Here is a 17,851-nt window from a genome sequence, read left to right as displayed (position 1 = left end):
GGACGCCAAGAGCCCGCGGCGCTCAAATTGTATCGGGAGGAAACACCACATGGATCGTCGTTCATTTTTGAAAAATTGCGCACTCGGCGGTGGCGCAGCCGCCGCGTCGGCGCTGGCCGCGCCGGCCTATGCGCAGGGCAACCGCACGCTGACCATGGTCACCACGTGGGGCCGGGGCCTTGCCGGGGTGCATGACAGCGCCCAGTACTGTGCCGATGCCATCACCGCGATGAGCGACGGCCAGCTGACCATCGATCTCAAGGCCGCGGGCGAGCTTGTCGGCGCGTTCGAGGTGTTCGACGCGGTGTCGTCGGGCCAGGCCGACCTGTATCACGGTGTCGACTATTACTTCATGGGCCAGCACCCGGCGCTGTCGTTCTTCAGCCAGGTGCCGTTCGGCATGAACTTCCAGGAATTCAACAACTGGTACTACCATGACGGTGGCGCCGAGATGGCCGACGAGCTGTACGGCATCTTCGGCATGAAATCCTTCCCCGCCGGCAACACCGGCCCGCAGTCGGGTGGCTGGTTCAGCAAGGAAATCAACAGCCCCGAGGATTTCCAGGGTCTGCGGTTCCGGATGCCGGGCCAGGGCGGCCAGGTGCTGGGCAAGCTGGGCGCGAGCGTGCAGAACCTGCCGGGCGCGGAAGTGTACCAGGCGCTGGCCTCGGGCGCGATCGACGGGACCGAGTGGATCGGGCCGTGGGCCGACGAGAAGGCGGGCTTCCAGGAAATCACCAAGATGTACTATACCGCCGGTTTCCACGAGCCGGGCCCGAACCTGAACCTGAACATCAACCTCGACATCTACGATGACCTGACCGCCGCGCAGAAAGAGATCATCAGCCAGGCCGCGCGGGCGTCGAACCTCTGGACGATGTCGCTGTTCATGGCCAACAACTCGGCCGCGCTGCAGCGTCTGCAGTCGGGCGGCGTTCAGATCCGCCACTTCCCGGACTCGGTCTGGGATGCGTTCGGCACCGCCGCCGAGGAAGTCGTGCAGGAGCCGATGGGCGACGAGATGTACGCGCGTTTCCACGACAGCTACATGGAATCGCTGCGCAGCTCGGCCGAATGGATCAGCCGTTCGGAAGACGAGTTCACGCGCCAGCGTAACCGCGTCGTCGGTATCTGATCGGGCCTCGGCCTGACAAGACAGGCGGGTCCCCCGGCGGGGCCCGCCGCCATTTGGGCCAGCGGCCCGTATAACAGTCCCGGGGGGAGCGATGCTGGATGCAGTCGCCTGGTTCTTCCAGAATATCGGCCTGGCCTTTTACAACTTTTTCTACGCGATCAGCCATCCGACGCTCTGGCTGGACTGGTCGGACAAGGAAGCGATCATGCGTTTCGTCTACTACGGCGGGTCGATCGAGTTCTTCTTTGTCGTCTTCACCGCGATCCTGATCCTGACCGCCGTCGGCCTGTGGAAGAACAGCGTCATGTGGGGCTGTGTCCGGGTGCTGGAGGGCTTTGCCAACGTCGTCGGCCGGTTCTTTGCCTGGGCGGGGCTGATCATGGTGCTGCAACAGGTGATCATCGTCTTCGTGCAGCGCATCTTTGCCCGGCCCGACATCTCGATCGGGTTCGGCATCCCGCTGGAGATGGACATAAGCTGGTGGTCGGAGGAGCTGAAGCTCTACAACGCGCTGGTGGTGGCGCTGTGCTGTACCTACACCTTCGTGCAGGGCGGGCATGTGCGGGTCGACCTGATCTATGCCACGGTCAGCCACCGCAGCAAGCGGATGATCGACATGGTGGGCAGCCTGCTGTTCATGATGCCGATGGCGATCCTGATCTGGATGTATGGCTGGTACTTCCTTTGGCGGCACCTGATCACGCCCAAGCCCTCGGCCTCGGACACGCTGGATCGGCTGCTGATGAAGGCCCGGGCGGTGCGCTGGAATGTCGAGACGATCGGCTTCAGCCCGAACGGGTTCAACGGCTACTTCCTGTTCAAGATCCTGATGGTGGCCTTTGCGGGCATGATCTTCATCCATGCCATCGCGTTCTTCTACCGATCCTACCTGGAGTGGAAGGAAGGGCCGGAGAGCGAAGACAAGTACCTCGACAAGGATACGCTTGGCGATGGCGAAGAAGCCTTTGAAGGCACGCATTAAGGGGACAGGGGATAATGTTATTCGGACTTGATGGCGTCGAGATCGGCCTGATCATCGTGTTCCTGTGCCTCTTCGGGGGCATTCTGTCGGGCTTTCCGGTGGCGTTCGCCATCGGCGGGGCCGGGGTGATCTCGTTCGCGATCATCGCCGCGCTCGACAGTGCGGGGCTGCTTATTCACCAGGCCATCGACACCTCGTCGCAGGCCTACCGGGACCTCGTGCAAAGCGGGGTGAAATCCGAGAGCATATCGGTCTTCCGATACCCGGACCTGCCACGCATCGGCATGCCGGTCTTCGACCGCGGCTGGGAGATGGCGCTGGACAGGAACATCTCGTTCATCGTCAACCGGATCAACGAGCGCGTGCTGGCCGGCCAGTCGATCGAGACGCTGCTGGCGGTGCTGATGTTCGTGATGATGGGCATCACGCTGGAGCGGTCGAAGATCGCCAACGACCTGCTGACCACGATGGCCCGGGTCTTTGGCCCGCTGCCGGGCGGGCTGGCCGTGTCGGTGGTGGTCGTGGGGGCCTTCCTGGCCGCATCGACCGGGATCGTGGGCGCGACGGTGGTGACGATGGGGCTTCTGAGCCTGCCCACCATGCTCAGGCACAATTACAGCCCCGAGATCGCCACCGGCGTGATTGCCGCGTCTGGTACGCTGGGGCAGATCATTCCGCCGTCGATCGTGATCGTTCTGCTGGGCACGCTGGCGGGCGACCTGTATTCGGTGGCGCAGGAGAACCGGGCGATCGAGGCCGGGTGTTCCGACGCGCTGACTTACCTGGGCGAGCCGGCGGTGGTATCGGTTGGCACGCTGTTCCAGGCGGCGCTGCTGCCGGGGATCCTGCTGGCGCTGCTCTACGCGCTGTATGCCTTCGGTTACGCGCTGTTCAACCCGAAGAAGGCGCCGGCGGTCGATGACCTTGGCCGGACCAATGCCGAGCCGATCACGCGGGGCGAGAGCTTTACGTGGTTCATCGGCGTGCCGGTGGCGTTGGTGGCCGGGATGCTGGTGCTGTCGGAATTCGGGGTGATCGGGTCGCAGAACCTGAATGTCGCCCGCTATTCCGACCGCGGAGAGGCGGCGAGCCTGCGGACCAATGTCAGCCCCGATTGCCAGGAGGCGATGATCGAGCTGCACGGGCAGGCGGCCTGGGACCAGGCCGTGGCCGAGCAGGCCGCGATCGACGAGTCCGGCGGGATGACCGAGGCGCAAAAGCTGACGGACGAGCAAATCGCCGAGCGACGCGCGGCCAAGATCGCCAACGCGGCCCCCATCGGGACCGGGGTGGCGACGATCCTGCTGCTGTTCGGGCTGGTGCTGGCGGTGGCGCGGGGGATCATGCCCTCGGCCAGCCCGGCGCCGCTGCTGGTGGGGGGCGTCGGCGTGGTGCTGGGCCTCTTGGTCGATTTCCTGCTGATCGGGCCGCAATGGAGCGCGGGCGGATCGCTGATGGTGCTGCTCATCCCCTATGCGCTGGCGTTCTATGGCTGTGTTCATGCCGCCATCAGGATGTCGAAGAACGAGCTGATCCGCGTGGTCTTTCCGCCGCTGATCCTGATCGTGGCGGTGCTGGGCTCGATCCTTGGCGGGATCACCAACCCGACGCCGGCGGCCGCGCTTGGCGCGGCGGGCGCGATCATGTTGGCGGCCTATCGCAAGCTGCGTGACGAGGAACGCTCGGGCAGGATCATCATCTTCGCCACGCTGGCCATCGTCGTCGCCATCCTGATCGGCATCAACTTCGACCTGCGGATCAACAATGCCGACGTGAGCTTTGACACCTGGGTGGCGTTCTTCTTCGCCTATGCCGCCTATATCTATGCGGCGTTCGGGTTGTTCTTCGCCTGCTGGGTGCTGTTCACGGGCGGGGTTCTGACGCCGGTGGTGCGGGAGACCGCGAAGGTGACCTCGATGGTGTTCACCATCCTGATCGGGTCGCAACTGCTGAACCTGGTGGTGATCTCCTTCGGGGGCGAGCATTACATCCAGCAGTTCCTGCGCAGCTACGACAACGAGTTCACGGTCTTCCTGATCGTGATGCTGGTGCTGTTCATCCTGGGCTTCGTGCTGGATTTCCTCGAGATCATCTACATCGTGATCCCGATCGTGGGGCCGGTGATCTATGGCGGCACGTTCGACCCGAAATGGGTGACGATCATGATCGCGGTGAACCTGCAGACCTCGTTCCTGACGCCGCCATTCGGCTTTGCGCTGTTCTACCTTCGGGGCGTGGCGCCGAGGGAGGTGACGACGGGGCATATCTATCGCGGGGTGGCGCCCTTCGTGCTGATCCAGGTGGTGGGGATCGCGATATTGTGGTTCTTCCCGTGGATCGTGACAATCGTGCCGCAGCTGATCGGCTGATAAGGGGCGCCCCGGCCGCCGCGGAAACAGGTGTTTTCCGCGGCGGCCGGGGCGCTGTCATTGCGATGATACTGGAGGTGGCGGACGCCCGGCGAAGCCTGATCAACCGGTTTGGCGGCCGTGTCTTTCCTGAAATGACGTCCGGAGCGTTCGGGGCCTCAGCCCCGCTGCGGCCCGCGGAGGGGGCGGCTGTCGGGCAGCGAGATGTTGGCCACCTGCTCGGCGATCGGGTCGTTCGAGAGGGGGTGGCGCTTGGCGTGGTAGTCGGCCGGGTCGCGCATCTTTTGCCATTCGCCGGAGGAATAGACCTCGAGCCCCGAGAAGGCGGCCTTGTAGCCCATCTTGGCGCTGCCGGGCACCCAGTAGCCGAGATAGACATTGGGCAGCCCCGCCTCGCGGGCGATGTCGATATGGTCGAGGATGATATAGGTGCCGAGCGACTGGCGCGGCAGGTCGGGTTCGTAGAAGGAATAGACCATGCTGACCCCGTCATCGAGCACGTCGGTCAGGCAGACCGCCACCAGCTCGCCCGTCTCGCGGTCGGCATATTCGACGACGCGGGTGCGGATCGGGGTTTCCTCGATCATGGCGGCGAATTCGAAGGCGTCCATGTCGGCCATGCCGCCCTGGGCGTGGCGCTCCTCAAGGTAGCGGCGGAAGAGCTCGTACTGTTCTTCCGTGGCCCAGGCCGAGGTGGCGCGGCGCTCGAGATGGCGGTTGCGGTTGAGCGTGCGCTTCTGGCTTTTCGACGGCGTGAACTCGGCCACGTTGATGCGGGCCGAGAGGCAGGCCGCGCAATCGGCGCAGGAGGGCCGGTAGAGCACGTTCTGCGAGCGGCGGAAGCCCTGCTTGGACAGGCTGTCATTGAGACGTTGCGCCGATTCGCCCTGAAGGGCGGTGAACAGCTTCCGCTCCATCCGGCCCTCGAGATAGGGGCAGGGCTGCGGGGCCGTCACGTAGAACTGCGGCGCGATGGGTAGCGTATGGCGCATGAAGGCTCGTTATTCATCGGGTCTGTTACAGAAACGATAACAACGAACCCGGCAGGCGCCAAGTGCGAAACCTTGACGCGTCCCTAGGCCGCGCGGCGGTTGATCGCCACCGTGCCGAGCAGGTGGTCGGTGATGCCCTGAGCGCGGGGGGTGGTCAGCATGAAGATCATCGAGGCGATCTGGACCAGGAAAAAGGCGCAGGAGAGCGAGAAGCCCAGCGTGTGCAGGAACGCCATGGGCAGGTCGAAGCGCTGGCCCGACCCGGTGCGGAACTCGATGGCGACGAGGCGCATCCCCCACGTGGCAGAGCCGCCCGCGATGGTCAGCACGCGGTAGACGAAGCCCACGACGAGCATCAGGAACGGAAAGAAGAAAATGCCGGTGAAGGCCGTGAAGGGCAGGATCACCAGGCAGAGGACGACCACGAGGATCGTGTCGATCACCCACGCGATCAGCCGTTTCACCGGCACGTCGGCGTAGAATTCCGGCTGTGTCACCGGGTCGGGGGTATGCCATGTGTAATCAGTCATCCGGGTGCCTTCTATCAACGGGGAACCGGCCCGGGAAGTTCCGGGCCGGTCAGGGGGGAGAGGTGGCTTACGCCTCTTTCGGGGTGCCTTCGTCGCGGTCCGACTGGGCCGCGCGGGCGCGTTCTTCCATGAACTGGTCGAACTCGGCCTTGTCGCGGGCATCGCGGAGGCGCTGCAGGAAGGCTTCGAAGTTGTCCTGCTCGCGTTCCAGCCGTTCCAGCGTGTCGGCCTTGTAGGCGTCGAAGGCGGCGTTGCCGGTCGAGCGGCTGATGTTCATGCGGCCATAGCCCTTGTGGCGGCGTTGCGAAACTGAACAGGTCATTTTCTTGCTCCAGATCATGTAGGCGAGAAGGGCGAGGCCAACCGGCCAGAAGAGGATGAAGGCGAGCACCATGGCTGCGATCCATGCGCCCTTGCCCTTGTCATCCAGCCAGGCCTCGGCCCGGTGAAGCCAGCCGATGGGTCCGGTGGCGTGGGTGGATGTAGCGACGGTGGTCATTCGGCGTGTCCTTTCGGGTCAGCGTTGCTTTTCAATGTGAATTTCCTTCACATCCCCTAGATCGGGATTGCGGGCGGGGGTTGCAAGGGGGATGTGAAGGTTTTTTACATTATTGGAGGATGGCGCTTGTTTTTATGGCGGAAATTGGGGGCCAGCCCCGCCGCCATGGGGCTTGAACCAATGGCGCACAATGCCGGCCCCCAGGATATTTTTGGCCAGAAGAAGCACGGGGTTGGCGCAAAGATGAGATGTGCAGGCTATGCCGTGAAGTCGGCTTCCTGGGCGTCGGAGAGGCGGAGGAGGTCGGCGGGGGCGATGGGGAAGACGTGGCGCGGGGTGCCGGCGGCGGCCCAGACCTGGTCGAAGGCGTGAAGGCGCGGGTCGAAGAAGGCGCGGGGCGGCGTGAGGTGGCCCAGGGGCGAGACGCCGCCGATGGCGAAACCGGTCTGGGCGCGGATGAGGGCGGCGTCGGCCTTGCCGAGCGGCTCGCCCGCCAGCGCGCTGGCCTTGGCGTCGTCGACCCGGTTGCCGCCGGCGGTGATGAAGAGGATGGCCGTGCCGCTTTCCTCGCCGCGGAAGATGATCGACTTGGCGATCTGGTCGGTGGTGCAGCCGACGAGATCGGCGGCCATCTGCGCGGTGGTGGCCTGGCCCACCTCGACGGGCCCGGTGTCGATGCCGCCCTCCTGCAGGGCAAGGGTGACGCGTTTGAGGGATTTGGACATGGGGCGCGTGCTCCGTCTGGGGACGGGGCGGAGATAGATCAGCCGCGCGGCATTGACCAGACCCGGCGGCGCTGTATCACTGGCGCCATGAGTTTTACCGACCGCATGACCCGTTGCCCGCGCCCGTTTGAACCAGACCAGGGGGCGGAGACGCGTGCCCGGTTTCCGGATGTGGCGCCCGAGCTGGGGGAGCTGATCGAGGGGGCGGCGGGGTGCAGCCCCTATTTGCGGACGCTGTGCGAGAAGAAGGCGGGATGGCTGCCCGGCGCGCTGGAGGCGCCTGAAGAGGCGCTGGAGGCGGTGCTGGCGGAGGTCAGGGAGGCCGCGCCGGACACGGTGGCCGACGCGCTCAGGCAGGCCAAGCGGCGGGTGGCGCTGTTGACGGGGCTGGCGGACCTGGCCGGGGTCTGGGCGCTGGAGGAGGTGACGGGGCACCTGACGGCGTTTGCCGATGCGGCGGTGCAGGTGGCTCTGCGGGCCGCCATCGGCGTGGAGATCCGGCGCGGGAAGCTGCCGGGGATGGGCGAGGACGAGCTGGAGATCGCGGGCGGCATGGTGGTGCTGGCGATGGGCAAGATGGGGGCGGGGGAGCTGAACTACAGCTCGGATATCGACCTGATCTGCCTGTTCGACGAGACCCGGTTCGACAAGGACGACTATCACGATGCGCGCGCGGCCTTCGTGCGGGCGACGCGGAAGATGGCGGCGACGCTGAATGACAAGACGGCGGAGGGGTACGTCTTCCGCACCGATTTGCGGCTGCGGCCCGACCCGTCGGTCACGCCGGTCTGCATGGCGATGGCGGCCGCGGAGACCTATTACGAAAGCCTCGGCCGGACATGGGAGCGGGCGGCCTATATCAAGGCGCGGGCCTGTGCGGGGGACGTGGCGGCGGGGGAGAGTTTCCTGGCGACGCTGAAGCCCTTTGTCTGGCGCAAGCACCTGGATTTTGCGGCGATCGAGGACGCGCATAACATGCGGCTGCGGATACGCGAGCACAAGGGCCTGGGCGGGCGGCTGAGCCTGCCGGGGCACAACATGAAACTGGGGCGGGGCGGTATTCGGGAGATCGAGTTCTTCACCCAGACGCGGCAGTTGATTTCCGGCGGGCGGGATCCGGACCTGCGGGTGCGTGGCACGGTGGACGGGCTGGCGCGGCTGGCCGAGAAGGGCTGGGTGCCCAAGGACGCGGCGGAGATGCTGACGGGCCATTACCGGGCGCATCGCGAGGTGGAGCACCGGTTGCAGATGCTGCGGGATCAGCAGACCCATGACCTGCCGACGAGCGGGGAGGAGTTCGAGCGGCTGGCGGCCTTCATGGATTGCGACCGGGCGGAGATGGAGGAAGAGCTGCACCGGCGGCTGACCGAGGTGCACGAGACGATCGAGAGCTTCTTTGCGCCGGAGGATGCGGGGGCCTGTGACGAGGTCGGGGCGGAGCTGGACCAGGATGTCATCGCCGGCTGGCCGAGTTACCCCGCGCTGAGGTCGAGCCGGGCGGTGGAGATCTTCAACCGGCTGAAGCCGGAGCTGCTGGCGAAGCTGGCGAAATCGGTGGAGCCGAACGAGGCGTTGCTGGCGTTTGACGGGTTTCTGAAGGGGTTGCCGGCGGGGGTGCAGGTGTTTTCGCTGTTCGAGGCGAACCCGCAATTGGTCGATCTGCTGGTGGATATCGTCGGCACCTCGCCCTCTCTGGCGGCGCACCTGTCGCGGAATGCGGGCGTTTTCGATGCCGTCATTGCCGGGGATTTCTTTGCCAAGTGGCCGGGGCGCGAGGCGCTGGAGGTGGAGCTTGTCGGTCGGTTCGAGGCGGACGAGGATTACGAGCGCCGGCTGGATGCCGCGCGGCGGTGGAGCAAGGAATGGCATTTCCGGATCGGGGTGCATCACCTGCGGGGGCTGATCGACGCGGACGAGGCGGGCACGCAATATGCCGAACTGGCCGAGGCGGTGATCGGGGCGCTCTGGCCGGTGGTGGTGGACCAGTTTGCGGGCAAGCACGGGCCACCGCCGGGGCGGGGGGCGGTGGTGCTGGGCATGGGCTCGCTTGGCGCGGCGAAGCTGAACGCGACGTCGGACCTGGACCTGATCGTGATCTACGACGCGGCGGGCGAAGAGGGATCGGACGGGCGGCGGCCGCTGGCGTCGCGGACCTATTATGCACGGCTGACGCAGGCGCTGATCACCGCGTTGACCGCGCCGATGGCGGAGGGGCGGCTTTACGAGGTGGATATGCGGTTGCGCCCCTCGGGGAACCAGGGGCCGGTGGCGACGGGGTGGCCGTCGTTCCGGGAGTATCAGAAGGGCGAGGCGTGGGTTTGGGAGCATCTGACGCTGACGCGGGCGCGGGTGATCGCGGGGCCCGAGGCGCTGGCCGGCGATTTCGAGGCGTTCCGGTGCGAGTTGCTGAAGAAGAAGGGCGCAAGGGAGCGGGTGTTGCCCGGCGTGGCCGACATGCGCCGGCGGGTCGCCGAGGCGAAGAGCCCGGCGGGGGCGTGGGACACCAAGCTCGGGCCGGGCCGGATGCAGGAGATCGAGCTGGCAGCGCAGGCCGGGGCGCTGATGGCGGCCGAGCCGGGACGCGACGTGGCGGCGGGCCTGAAGGCCTGTGTCGCAATCGGCTGGCTGGATGACGCGGACCGGGCAGCGCTGGCCGAGGCTTATGGGCTTTGCTGGTGCGTGTTGCAGGCGGCGCGGCTGCTGACGGACAAGCCGCTCGACCCGGAGACGCTGGGCGAGGGGGCGGTGGCCTTCCTGCTGCGGGAAACCGGGGCGGAGACGCTGGACGAGGTGCAGGCGCGGCTGGTGGAGGTGACGGGCCGGGCGGCGGAGATCATCGATGCCGCGCTGGCGGACGAGGGAAAGGACGAGGCATGAGCAGGGAGCGTGACCCGCTGGACCCGAAGGGGCTGATCCGGGAATCCTATCGCATCGAGGGGATCACCGAGGGGGAGTGCCGTTCGGTTTTCCTGGACTGGGCGCTGTCGCTGCCCGAGGGGCAGGAGACGAAGCCGGCAATCGAGACGCATCTTTCGCGGCGGGAGGGGGAGTATCCCGACCACCCGATGACCCATGTGCTGCGGCAGGGGCTGGAGACGGTGGCCAAGCCGCGGCGGCGCGGGGGGTGGCGGTCTCGGGAACGGGACTGAACGGGGCACCCGCTTGACGTGCACAAGGTCTTGGTAAAGGTCCGCTTTCGTCCTAAATGCGCCCGATTTCAACGACATCCTGATTTCCAGGCAAAACGAGCAAGGCCTGCGTGCGGAGAAGACCGGGGAGACCGGCGAGACATCCCGGACGCGGCCGACTGGAGGACAGGATGAAAAGATTTGGAGTTATCGCGGCCGTGGCGGCGGGTTTGGCGCTGTCGGGCTGTGGCGGCGCGCCGATGGAGACGGCGACGCGCAATGCGCCTGCGGATTTCGCGACACCGCAGGTGGCCCGGACGGCAGCATCGGTGAAGGTCACGTCGGTCAAGGTCAGCGTCCCGCGGACGCTGGAGGTATCGGAGGCGAACCGGTTCTACCCGGGCGGCGATATCGTCTGGCGCGAAGACCCGCCGGGGGATCGCCATGCGCAGGTGCAGGCCATCGTCGAGGCCGCCATGCTGAAGGGCGTGCGCGCGGTCGAGGGCGAGGGGCGGCCTGTCGTGCTCGATATCGAGGTGACACGGTTTCATGCGCTGACCGAGAAGACGCGGAACACGGTGGGCGGCGTCCATGCGCTGCAGTTCATCATGCAGTATCGCGATCCGGAGACCGGCGTGGCGCTGAGCGCGCCGAGAGTCGTGAAGGCCGATTTCAAGGGATTCGGCGGCAAGGCCGCGAAGGCGGCCGAGCGGGCCGGGCAGACCCAGAAGGTGCGGATTACCGATCACCTGGCCGGGGTGATCCGGCAGCAGTTGACCGATCCGGCGCATTACCAGGCCGAGCGGCTGGGGCTGATGAGCGCCTTCGACTGACTTCTGATCTTTCCCAGGCGCCGGAAAGGGCTTAAGGGGACGGCATGACGCCGTCCCCTTTTCCCGTGATCCGCCTGAAACCCAAGGCCAATACCCGCGCCATCCGGCACGGGGCGCCGTGGGTGTTCGACAACGAACTCGTGACCGACCGCCGCACGAAGGCGATCGCGCCGGGCAGCATTGCCGTGCTGGAGGATGCCGGGCGCGAGCCGCTGGCGCTGGTGGCGGTGAACCCCAATTCGCGGATCATGGCGCGGGTGCTGGACCTCGATACCGGGGCGGAGATCGGGGCGGACTGGCTGCGCAAGCGGCTGGCGGCGGCCTTGGCCTTGCGGGAGAGGCTGTACGACGCGCCGTTTTACCGGCTGATCCATGCCGAGGGCGACGGGCTTCCGGGCGTGGTGATCGACCGGTTCGGGGATGTGGCCGTGATCCAGCCGAACGCGGCCTGGGCGGAGAGGCTGTTGCCGGAGCTGGTGGCGGCGCTGCGCGAGGTGACCGGGGTTTCGACGGTTCTGAAGAATGCCGGGGGCCGGGCGCGCGGGCTGGAAGGGCTCGATGACGTGAGCGCGGTTCTGGAGGGCGCGGCGCCGGAGGGGCCGGTCGAGGTGCCGATGAACGGGGCGGTCTACATGGCCGACCTGACGGGCGGGCAGAAGACCGGGTTGTTCTATGACCAGCGGCCGAACCATGCTTTCGCGGCGGGCATGGCGAAGGGCGCGCGGGTGCTGGACGTTTTTGCCCATGTCGGCGGGTTCTCCCTTGCGGCGCTGGCCGCGGGGGCGGAGACCGCGCTGGCGGTGGACGGGTCGGAGCCGGCGCTGGAGCTGGCGCGGGACGGGGCCGGGAGGATGGGCGCGGGCGAGCGGTTCGAGACCCGCAAGGCGGATGCGTTCGAGGCGCTGGCGGCACTGGCCGAGGAGGGAGCGCGGTTCGACATGGTGATCTGCGACCCGCCGGCCTTTGCGCCGTCGAAGCAGGCTCTGGAGGCGGGGCTCAGGGCCTATGAGCGGGTGGCGCGGCTGGCAGCACCCCTGGTGGAAGAGGGCGGGATATTGGCTTTGTGTTCCTGTTCGCACGCGGCGGACCTGGCGAAGTTCCGGTCGGCCTGTTTGCGGGGGATCGGGCGGGCCGGGCGTGCGGGGCCGTTGATCTATACGGGCTTTGCGGGGCCGGACCATCCGCAGCATCCCAACCTGGCGGAGACGGCGTATCTGAAGGCGCTGTTCTTCCGGCTGTGAGGGGGCGGTGCTCGTCAGCCCTTGCGGGCTGCCTCGCATGAAGGCGGTTCTGGATACTTGCGTGATCTATCCCACGGTGATGCGGCAGATGCTTCTGCGGGTCGCGGAGCGGGGGGCGTTCACGCCGCTCTGGTCGGCGCGGATCATCGAGGAATGGCAGCGGGCCGCGGCGAAGCTGGGGCCGGACGGGGTGGCGCAGGCGGGAGCGGAGGCGGCGCTGCTTGGCGTCGCATGGCCGGAGGCGGAGGTGACATGGCCGCCCTCGCTGGAGAGCCGGTTGTGGCTGCCTGACCCCGCGGATGTGCATGTGCTGGCGGCGGCGGTGGCGGGGTCGGCGGACCTGATCCTGACGCTGAACGTCAAGGATTTCCCGCGCAACGTGCTGGCCGAGGAAGGCGTGGCAAGGGCCGATCCGGACGGATTCCTGCTGGGTCTGTGGAAGGCCGGGCCGGGGCTGGTGGAAGAGGCTGCCGAAAGCGTGCTGGCCGATGCGAACCGGCTTTCGGGCCGGACGTGGGAGATGCGGCAGCTTCTGAAGAAGGCGAAGCTGCCGCGGCTGGGCAAGGCGCTTACCGCTTCATGATCGAGATCAGGTTGGCGTAATCGTCCGTCCAGACGCGCCCGCCATCGCTTTCCAGTACGGTCCAGCGGGGGTCGGCGGACAGCTCGCCGAAGGTGGCCGGGTCGCGGGCGAGCATGACCACGCTCGAGGAACTGTCGCCGGGGTCTTCGCTGGCGTTGCCCTTGTAGTGCTGCACCCGGGCCGCGAGGCCCAGATCGGCGGCGGAGCGGGCGAGCGGCACGTCGATGTCGTAGTAGCGGTTCGAGATGTGGTAGATGAGCAGCCCGCCGGGTGAGAGCCGGTCGAGGTAGAGCTGCATCGCCTCGTTGGTGGTCAGGTGCACCGGCACGGCATCGGAGCTGTAGGCGTCGATCACCAGGATGTCGAAGCGCAGGTCGCGCTGGCGGTCGAGGACCATGCGGCCGTCGCCCATGTGGGTGGGGGCGTCGGGCGTGCAGGCCGAGAGGAAGCGGAAATGCTCCGGGCTGCGGGCGATGCGGTCGACGAGAGGGTCGATCTCGTAGAAATGCCAGTTCTGCCCCGGCTGGCTGTAGCAGGCGAGCGAGCCCACGCCGAGGCCCAGCACGCCGACGTTGCCGGCGGTGCGGCCCTGGACAGAGGTCATCACCTGCCCCAGCGGGCCGTTGCGGTGGTAGTAGTAGAGCGGCTCGGGCCGGGCGGCGGTGTCGTCGGCGATGCGCTGGGCGCCGTGCACGGTGGTGCCGTTGCCGTAGATGCGCAGGCCTTCCACCTCGGTGATCACGTGGGTGCCGAAGAAGCTGCGGTCGCGCCAGAGGGCGTGGTCGGGGACGAAGAGCGTGCCGACCAGCAGCAGCACGATGCCCGCCGCGAAGGCCCCCAGCGGGGTGCGGCGGAGCCATGCGAGGCAGAGCACGCCGCCGATCAGCAGGATCAGCAGCACCGCCGCCCAGTGCCCGTCGCCCGAGGAGGTGAGGCCGGTGAGCAGGGCCGGCGCGGAGACCACGCAGCCGATCAGGGCGCCGCGGCTGAGGCTGGTGATCGTCTCCCGCGGGTTCCGACCGAAGGGCACGAAGAGGAGCACGGCGAGCACGGCGGTGATCGCCGCCTCCTGCAGGCCGGGGAAGATCGCGGGGGCGAGGATCGAGTTGAAGAGCCCGCCCACCGCGCCGCCCACCGACATGGTCAGGTAGAAGCCCGTGAGGTTGTGGCCGGCGGGCCGCGCGGCATAGAGCCGGCGGTGGGCGAAGAGCGCGATGCAGAAGAAGCAGAAGAGCAGGATGCCGACCGAGGACCAGTCGAGGTAGTTGCCGTGGAGGCCGAAGACGAAGAGGCCCAGCACCGCGAGCGCCAGCGCGGCGATGATCTTCAGCGACCGGTCGGAAACGAGGCGGCGGTTGGAGAAGGCCAGCACGAAGCTGAGCAGGTAGAGCGCCAGCGGCACGACCCAGACCAGCGGGAAGGAGCCCATGTCGATGCTGATCTTGAGCGTGACCGACAGCATGAGCGAGGAGGGGATGAAGGCGAGGAATCCCCAGAGGAGGTAATGCGAGGCGGTCGGGCGGTCGGCGACGGGGCCGTGCCGGGCCGGGGTGGTTGCGGCGGGGCCGTGGGTGAAGCGGCCGCTCAGCGCCAGCGCGCCGCCCAGCGCCACGAAGCCCGCGGCCCAGCCGAGCCCGATGGCGCCGGCGCCGAAGACCGGCTCGGCGGCCAGCGGGAAAGCCAGAAGGGCGATTAGCGAGCCGAGATTGGACGCGCCGTAGAGGAAATAGGGATCATGCGCCGAGGGTCCGCTGCTGCGGCTGTACCAGAACTGGATCAGCGGCGCGTTGGCCGAGAGCGCGAGGAAGGGCAGGCCGACGCCCGCCGCGAAGACGAGCAGCGTCTGCCACGCGGTCGAGCGGTTGGCGTCGAGCTGCCAGCCCTCGGGCACGCCCAGCGGCAGGCTGAGCAGCGCCGCCGCCCAGAGGCCCAGGTGCACCAGCACCTGGCCGCGCACCGGCAGGACCCGGGTCAGCAGGTGGGCATAGAGGTAGCCGGCGATCAGCACGGTCTGGAAGAACAGCATCGCCGTCGTCCAGACGGCGGGCGAGCCGCCCACATGGGGCAGCACGAGGCGTGCGAAGAGCGGCTGCACAAAGAACAGCAGCGACGCGCTGAGAAACATGGTGGCGATGAATATGGCCGGTGCGACGCGTGGCGAGACGCCCGTGGCTGGCGTATCGGAAACCTGCATGTTGATCCTCTTTGGCCCCCCGGGCGCCTAGTTACATGCAGGATCTTGCGGAATTATGATCGGTTTGTGGCGGAAGGACGGTCTTAGGGGGCCGAGATTCCGGCAGGGCTTACCGGGCCCACTTCGCCTCGAGCTTCTCGATGGCGGCGATGCGTTCGCCGGTTTTCGGGTGGCTCATCAGCCAGGCCGGCATGGCGCCGGAGCGGGACTGGGTGAGGTCCTCGAGCTTGGTGAAGAGCGCCTTCTGCGGCCCGGTGCCGATGCCGGCCTTGGTCAGCAGGGCGGCGGCGTATTCGTCGGCCTCGTACTCGTCGCTGCGCGACAGGCGGGCGGCGAGCAGGGTGGTCAGGCCGCTGGCGATCATCGCGCCGATGCCGGGCAGGAAGCGCGACAGGATCATCGCCAGCGCCGTGCGGAGCGCGTTCTGGCCGGAAAAGTCGATCATCCGGCGGCGGGAATGGCCGAGCGCCACGTGGCCCAGCTCGTGCGCGATGACGCTGGACATCTCCTCGGCGGAAAGCTCGCCGTTCTGGAACTTGCGGTAGAAGCCGCGCGTGATGAAGATCCGCCCGTCGGGGGCGGCCAGCCCGTTGACCGGGTCGATCTCGTAGATGTGGACCTTGATGCGCGGCAGGTCGAGCGCGGCGGCCAGCCGGTCGGTGAGTTTCTTCAGGCGCGGGTCGGCCAGCTCGGACGAGCGCGCGTCTAGCTCGCGCCGGGTGCGCCAGACCGAGAAGCGGTACATCGCCACGGCATAGAGAATCGCCAGCAGGATCGGGGTGAACTTCAGCATGATCCGAATATGGGGTGCGGCGCGGGGCCGGGCAAGCGCGGGGTGGCCCGCGCCTGCGGCACGCGGCACGTCAGAACGGGAAGAACCACGGGATGACCAGCACCGCCACCACAGCGAAGACGATGTTGAGCGGCATGCCCACGACCACGAAGTCGCGGAACCGGTAGCCGCCGGCGCCGTAGACGAAGGTGTTGGTCTGGTAGCCGATCGGCGTGGCGAAGCTGGCCGAGGCCGCGAACATCACCGCCATGATGAAGGGGCGGGGGTCGTAGCCCAGTTGCACCGCCATCCCGATGACGAGGGGCCCCACCAGCACGGCCACGGCGTTGTTGCTGATCATCTCGGTCAGCAGGCTGGTGAAGATGTAGACCGCCGCCAGCGCCGCGAGCGGGCCGAGCCCGCCGGTCAGCCCCACGATGGCCTCCACCACCGTGGCGGCCGCGCCGGTGTTTTCCAGCCCCATGCTGAGGCCGAGCATCCCGAAGATCAGGAAGAGGATGCGCCAGTCGATCGCGTCGAAGGCCTCCTCGGGGTCGACGCAGCCGGTGAGCATCACCACCACCGCGCCGATCACCGCCAGCCCGGCGATGGGCATGATCCCGAACGAGGCCAGCACCATGACGGCGAGGATGGTGGCGATGGCGATGGGCGCCTTGGCGCGGCGCACCGGGCGGTCGGAGGGCATGGAAAGGTTCACGATGCCGCCATCGGCCACCAGCCGCTGCAGCCCGTCGGCGGGGCCTTCCAGCAGCAGCGTATCGGCGAAGCGCAGGCGCAGGTTGTCGGTGCGTTCGGTGATGTTGCGGTCGTCGCGGTGGACGGCGATGACGTAGACGCCGTAGGTACGGCGCAGGCGCAGATCGCCCAGCGTGCGGCCGCGCAGCATCGACTTGGGCCCGATGCTGCCTTCCATCATCATGGTGCTTTCGGCGGTCACCGGCTCGAACCCGGTGTCGTGCATCTCGTTGAAGGCGACGCTGCCGTCTTCGCGGAGGCCCAGAAGCTCGCCCGCGTCGGTCTTGATGACGCCGCGGTCGCCGGGTTGGAGGGTGAGGCTCGAAAGCTGCGCGCGCTGCGAGCGTTCGCCACGGATCACGTCGAGGATGCGGGCCTGGGCGGTGTTGAAGGGCAGGTCGGCCAGCGCCTTGCCGACATGGGCCGAGCCCGCCGGGATCAGCAGGCGGGCGATGAACTTGCGCTTGCGTTCCTGCCCGAGGGCGGAGGCGAGCGAGGCGCGGTCGGGCAGCAGGTAGCGGCCGGCGAAGAGCATGTAGATCATGCCCGTCACGGCCAGGATCAGCCCCGGCAGGGTCATCTCGAACATGGTGATCCGGGGCTGGCCGGCGGCGAGGGCGACGTCGCTCATCAGGATGTTGGTGGAGGTGCCGATCAGCGTCAGCGTGCCGCCGAAGATCGCCGCGTAGGAGAGCGGGATCAGCACCTTGGAGGGCGCCGCGCCCACGTTGGCCGCGACCGAGATCATCACCGGGGTCAGCAGAACTACCACGGGGGTGTTGTTCATGAAGGCCGAGGCGGCGATGGCGGCGGCCATCATGATCATCACCGCGCGAGAGAGGGAGCCGCGCGCCTTTCTCTGCAGGATTTCCCCCAGCAGCGAGAGTACGCCGGTGCGTTCCAGCGCGGCGGAGATGATGAACATCATGGCGATGGTGATCGGCGCCCCGGAGCTGAAGACGGTGAGGAAGTCGTCGGTGCCGAGGATGCCGGTGGCCAGCAGGATGGCGGAGGCCGCGAGGGCGGTCACCTCGGGCGGGTAGATCTCGAAGACGAAGCCCGCGAAGACGACGCCCAGCAGGAGGAGCACGAAAATCTGGTCGATTGGCATG

General features: G+C 67.4%; 15 protein-coding genes. 8 read left to right on the top strand and 7 right to left on the bottom strand.

Annotated features, from left to right (window positions below):
* The first annotated feature begins 49 nt into the window (after positions 1-49).
* The 3 genes from RLN94_RS19915 to RLN94_RS19905 all read left to right on the top strand — a co-directional run bounded on the left by RLN94_RS19915 (position 50) and on the right by RLN94_RS19905 (position 4,486).
* Entirely contained in the window at positions 50-1,135 is a 1,086-nt protein-coding gene (locus RLN94_RS19915; RefSeq protein ID WP_350130973.1) for a TRAP transporter substrate-binding protein, read from the top strand.
* 91 nt (positions 1,136-1,226) lie between these two features.
* On the top strand, positions 1,227-2,117 hold the full coding sequence (locus tag RLN94_RS19910) for a TRAP transporter small permease subunit (RefSeq protein ID WP_350067260.1): 891 nt from the start codon (positions 1,227-1,229) through the stop codon (positions 2,115-2,117).
* Between the two features lie 14 nt (positions 2,118-2,131).
* Complete coding sequence (locus tag RLN94_RS19905) at positions 2,132-4,486, top strand: TRAP transporter large permease (protein WP_350067258.1); 2,355 nt, start codon at positions 2,132-2,134, stop codon at positions 4,484-4,486.
* Positions 4,487-4,644: 158 nt separating this feature from the next.
* Here RLN94_RS19905 and RLN94_RS19900 read toward each other — a convergent pair whose 3' ends face one another.
* The 4 genes from RLN94_RS19900 to RLN94_RS19885 all read right to left on the bottom strand — a co-directional run bounded on the left by RLN94_RS19900 (position 4,645) and on the right by RLN94_RS19885 (position 7,232).
* Positions 4,645-5,478, bottom strand: coding sequence for an arginyltransferase (locus RLN94_RS19900; protein WP_350067256.1), 834 nt, complete (start codon positions 5,476-5,478; stop codon positions 4,645-4,647).
* A gap of 83 nt (positions 5,479-5,561) precedes the next feature.
* Positions 5,562-6,008 carry an RDD family protein gene (locus RLN94_RS19895; RefSeq protein WP_350067254.1) on the bottom strand — a complete coding sequence of 149 codons (447 nt, stop codon included), beginning with the start codon at positions 6,006-6,008 and terminating at the stop codon, positions 5,562-5,564.
* 67 nt (positions 6,009-6,075) lie between these two features.
* Positions 6,076-6,507, bottom strand: coding sequence for a DUF2852 domain-containing protein (locus RLN94_RS19890; protein ID WP_350067252.1), 432 nt, complete (start codon positions 6,505-6,507; stop codon positions 6,076-6,078).
* Positions 6,508-6,764: 257 nt separating this feature from the next.
* Positions 6,765-7,232, bottom strand: coding sequence for a YbaK/EbsC family protein (locus tag RLN94_RS19885; protein ID WP_350067250.1), 468 nt, complete (start codon positions 7,230-7,232; stop codon positions 6,765-6,767).
* Positions 7,233-7,319: 87 nt separating this feature from the next.
* Here RLN94_RS19885 and glnE point away from each other — a divergent pair, with 87 nt between their 5' ends.
* The 5 genes from glnE to RLN94_RS19860 all read left to right on the top strand — a co-directional run bounded on the left by glnE (position 7,320) and on the right by RLN94_RS19860 (position 13,017).
* Positions 7,320-10,109 (top strand): bifunctional [glutamate--ammonia ligase]-adenylyl-L-tyrosine phosphorylase/[glutamate--ammonia-ligase] adenylyltransferase, encoded by a 2,790-nt coding sequence (gene glnE / locus RLN94_RS19880; RefSeq protein WP_350067248.1) that lies wholly within the window; start codon positions 7,320-7,322, stop codon positions 10,107-10,109.
* On the top strand, positions 10,106-10,381 hold the full coding sequence (locus tag RLN94_RS19875; RefSeq protein ID WP_350067246.1) for a hypothetical protein: 276 nt from the start codon (positions 10,106-10,108) through the stop codon (positions 10,379-10,381). Before glnE ends, RLN94_RS19875 begins: the two co-directional genes overlap by 4 nt.
* A gap of 170 nt (positions 10,382-10,551) precedes the next feature.
* A complete protein-coding gene (locus RLN94_RS19870) occupies positions 10,552-11,193 on the top strand; it encodes a DUF6778 family protein (RefSeq protein ID WP_350126181.1) in 642 nt (213 codons plus the stop codon).
* A 44-nt stretch (positions 11,194-11,237) separates the two neighbouring features.
* Positions 11,238-12,434, top strand: a complete 1,197-nt coding sequence (locus tag RLN94_RS19865) for an RSP_2647 family RNA methyltransferase (protein WP_350067242.1) — start codon at positions 11,238-11,240, stop codon at positions 12,432-12,434.
* Positions 12,435-12,471: 37 nt separating this feature from the next.
* Positions 12,472-13,017, top strand: coding sequence for an RSP_2648 family PIN domain-containing protein (locus RLN94_RS19860; RefSeq protein WP_350067240.1), 546 nt, complete (start codon positions 12,472-12,474; stop codon positions 13,015-13,017).
* Here the strand turns inward: RLN94_RS19860 and RLN94_RS19855 are convergent.
* The 3 genes from RLN94_RS19855 to RLN94_RS19845 all read right to left on the bottom strand — a co-directional run bounded on the left by RLN94_RS19855 (position 13,004) and on the right by RLN94_RS19845 (position 17,850).
* Entirely contained in the window at positions 13,004-15,211 is a 2,208-nt protein-coding gene (locus RLN94_RS19855; RefSeq protein WP_350067238.1) for a fused MFS/spermidine synthase, read from the bottom strand. The genes RLN94_RS19860 and RLN94_RS19855 overlap by 14 nt on opposite strands.
* Positions 15,212-15,320: 109 nt before the next feature.
* Positions 15,321-16,004, bottom strand: a complete 684-nt coding sequence (locus tag RLN94_RS19850) for a M48 family metallopeptidase (RefSeq protein ID WP_350067237.1) — start codon at positions 16,002-16,004, stop codon at positions 15,321-15,323.
* A gap of 70 nt (positions 16,005-16,074) precedes the next feature.
* On the bottom strand, positions 16,075-17,850 hold the full coding sequence (locus tag RLN94_RS19845) for an SLC13 family permease (RefSeq protein WP_350169489.1): 1,776 nt from the start codon (positions 17,848-17,850) through the stop codon (positions 16,075-16,077).
* Position 17,851 lies beyond the last annotated feature (1 nt).

The organism is Roseovarius sp., assembly GCF_040223625.1.
Lineage (GTDB): Bacteria > Pseudomonadota > Alphaproteobacteria > Rhodobacterales > Rhodobacteraceae > Roseovarius.
Note: the sequence above shows the minus strand (reverse complement) of the source record. Positions and strands in the feature narration are given on the sequence as shown.

Bases quoted from the DNA above. Each gene is read 5' to 3' on its own strand.
- RLN94_RS19855 (WP_350067238.1), bottom strand. From the start codon at position 15,211: ATGCAGGTTTCCGATACGCCAGCCACGGGCGTCTCGCCACGCGTCGCA.
- RLN94_RS19910 (WP_350067260.1), top strand. From the start codon at position 1,227: ATGCTGGATGCAGTCGCCTGGTTCTTCCAGAATATCGGCCTGGCCTTT.
- RLN94_RS19875 (WP_350067246.1), top strand. From the start codon at position 10,106: ATGAGCAGGGAGCGTGACCCGCTGGACCCGAAGGGGCTGATCCGGGAA.
- glnE (WP_350067248.1), top strand. From the start codon at position 7,320: ATGAGTTTTACCGACCGCATGACCCGTTGCCCGCGCCCGTTTGAACCA.
- RLN94_RS19865 (WP_350067242.1), top strand. From the start codon at position 11,238: ATGACGCCGTCCCCTTTTCCCGTGATCCGCCTGAAACCCAAGGCCAAT.
- RLN94_RS19860 (WP_350067240.1), top strand. From the start codon at position 12,472: ATGAAGGCGGTTCTGGATACTTGCGTGATCTATCCCACGGTGATGCGG.
- RLN94_RS19890 (WP_350067252.1), bottom strand. From the start codon at position 6,507: ATGACCACCGTCGCTACATCCACCCACGCCACCGGACCCATCGGCTGG.
- RLN94_RS19900 (WP_350067256.1), bottom strand. From the start codon at position 5,478: ATGCGCCATACGCTACCCATCGCGCCGCAGTTCTACGTGACGGCCCCG.
- RLN94_RS19895 (WP_350067254.1), bottom strand. From the start codon at position 6,008: ATGACTGATTACACATGGCATACCCCCGACCCGGTGACACAGCCGGAA.
- RLN94_RS19845 (WP_350169489.1), bottom strand. From the start codon at position 17,850: ATGCCAATCGACCAGATTTTCGTGCTCCTCCTGCTGGGCGTCGTCTTC.
- RLN94_RS19915 (WP_350130973.1), top strand. From the start codon at position 50: ATGGATCGTCGTTCATTTTTGAAAAATTGCGCACTCGGCGGTGGCGCA.
- RLN94_RS19905 (WP_350067258.1), top strand. From the start codon at position 2,132: ATGTTATTCGGACTTGATGGCGTCGAGATCGGCCTGATCATCGTGTTC.
- RLN94_RS19850 (WP_350067237.1), bottom strand. From the start codon at position 16,004: ATGCTGAAGTTCACCCCGATCCTGCTGGCGATTCTCTATGCCGTGGCG.
- RLN94_RS19870 (WP_350126181.1), top strand. From the start codon at position 10,552: ATGAAAAGATTTGGAGTTATCGCGGCCGTGGCGGCGGGTTTGGCGCTG.
- RLN94_RS19885 (WP_350067250.1), bottom strand. From the start codon at position 7,232: ATGTCCAAATCCCTCAAACGCGTCACCCTTGCCCTGCAGGAGGGCGGC.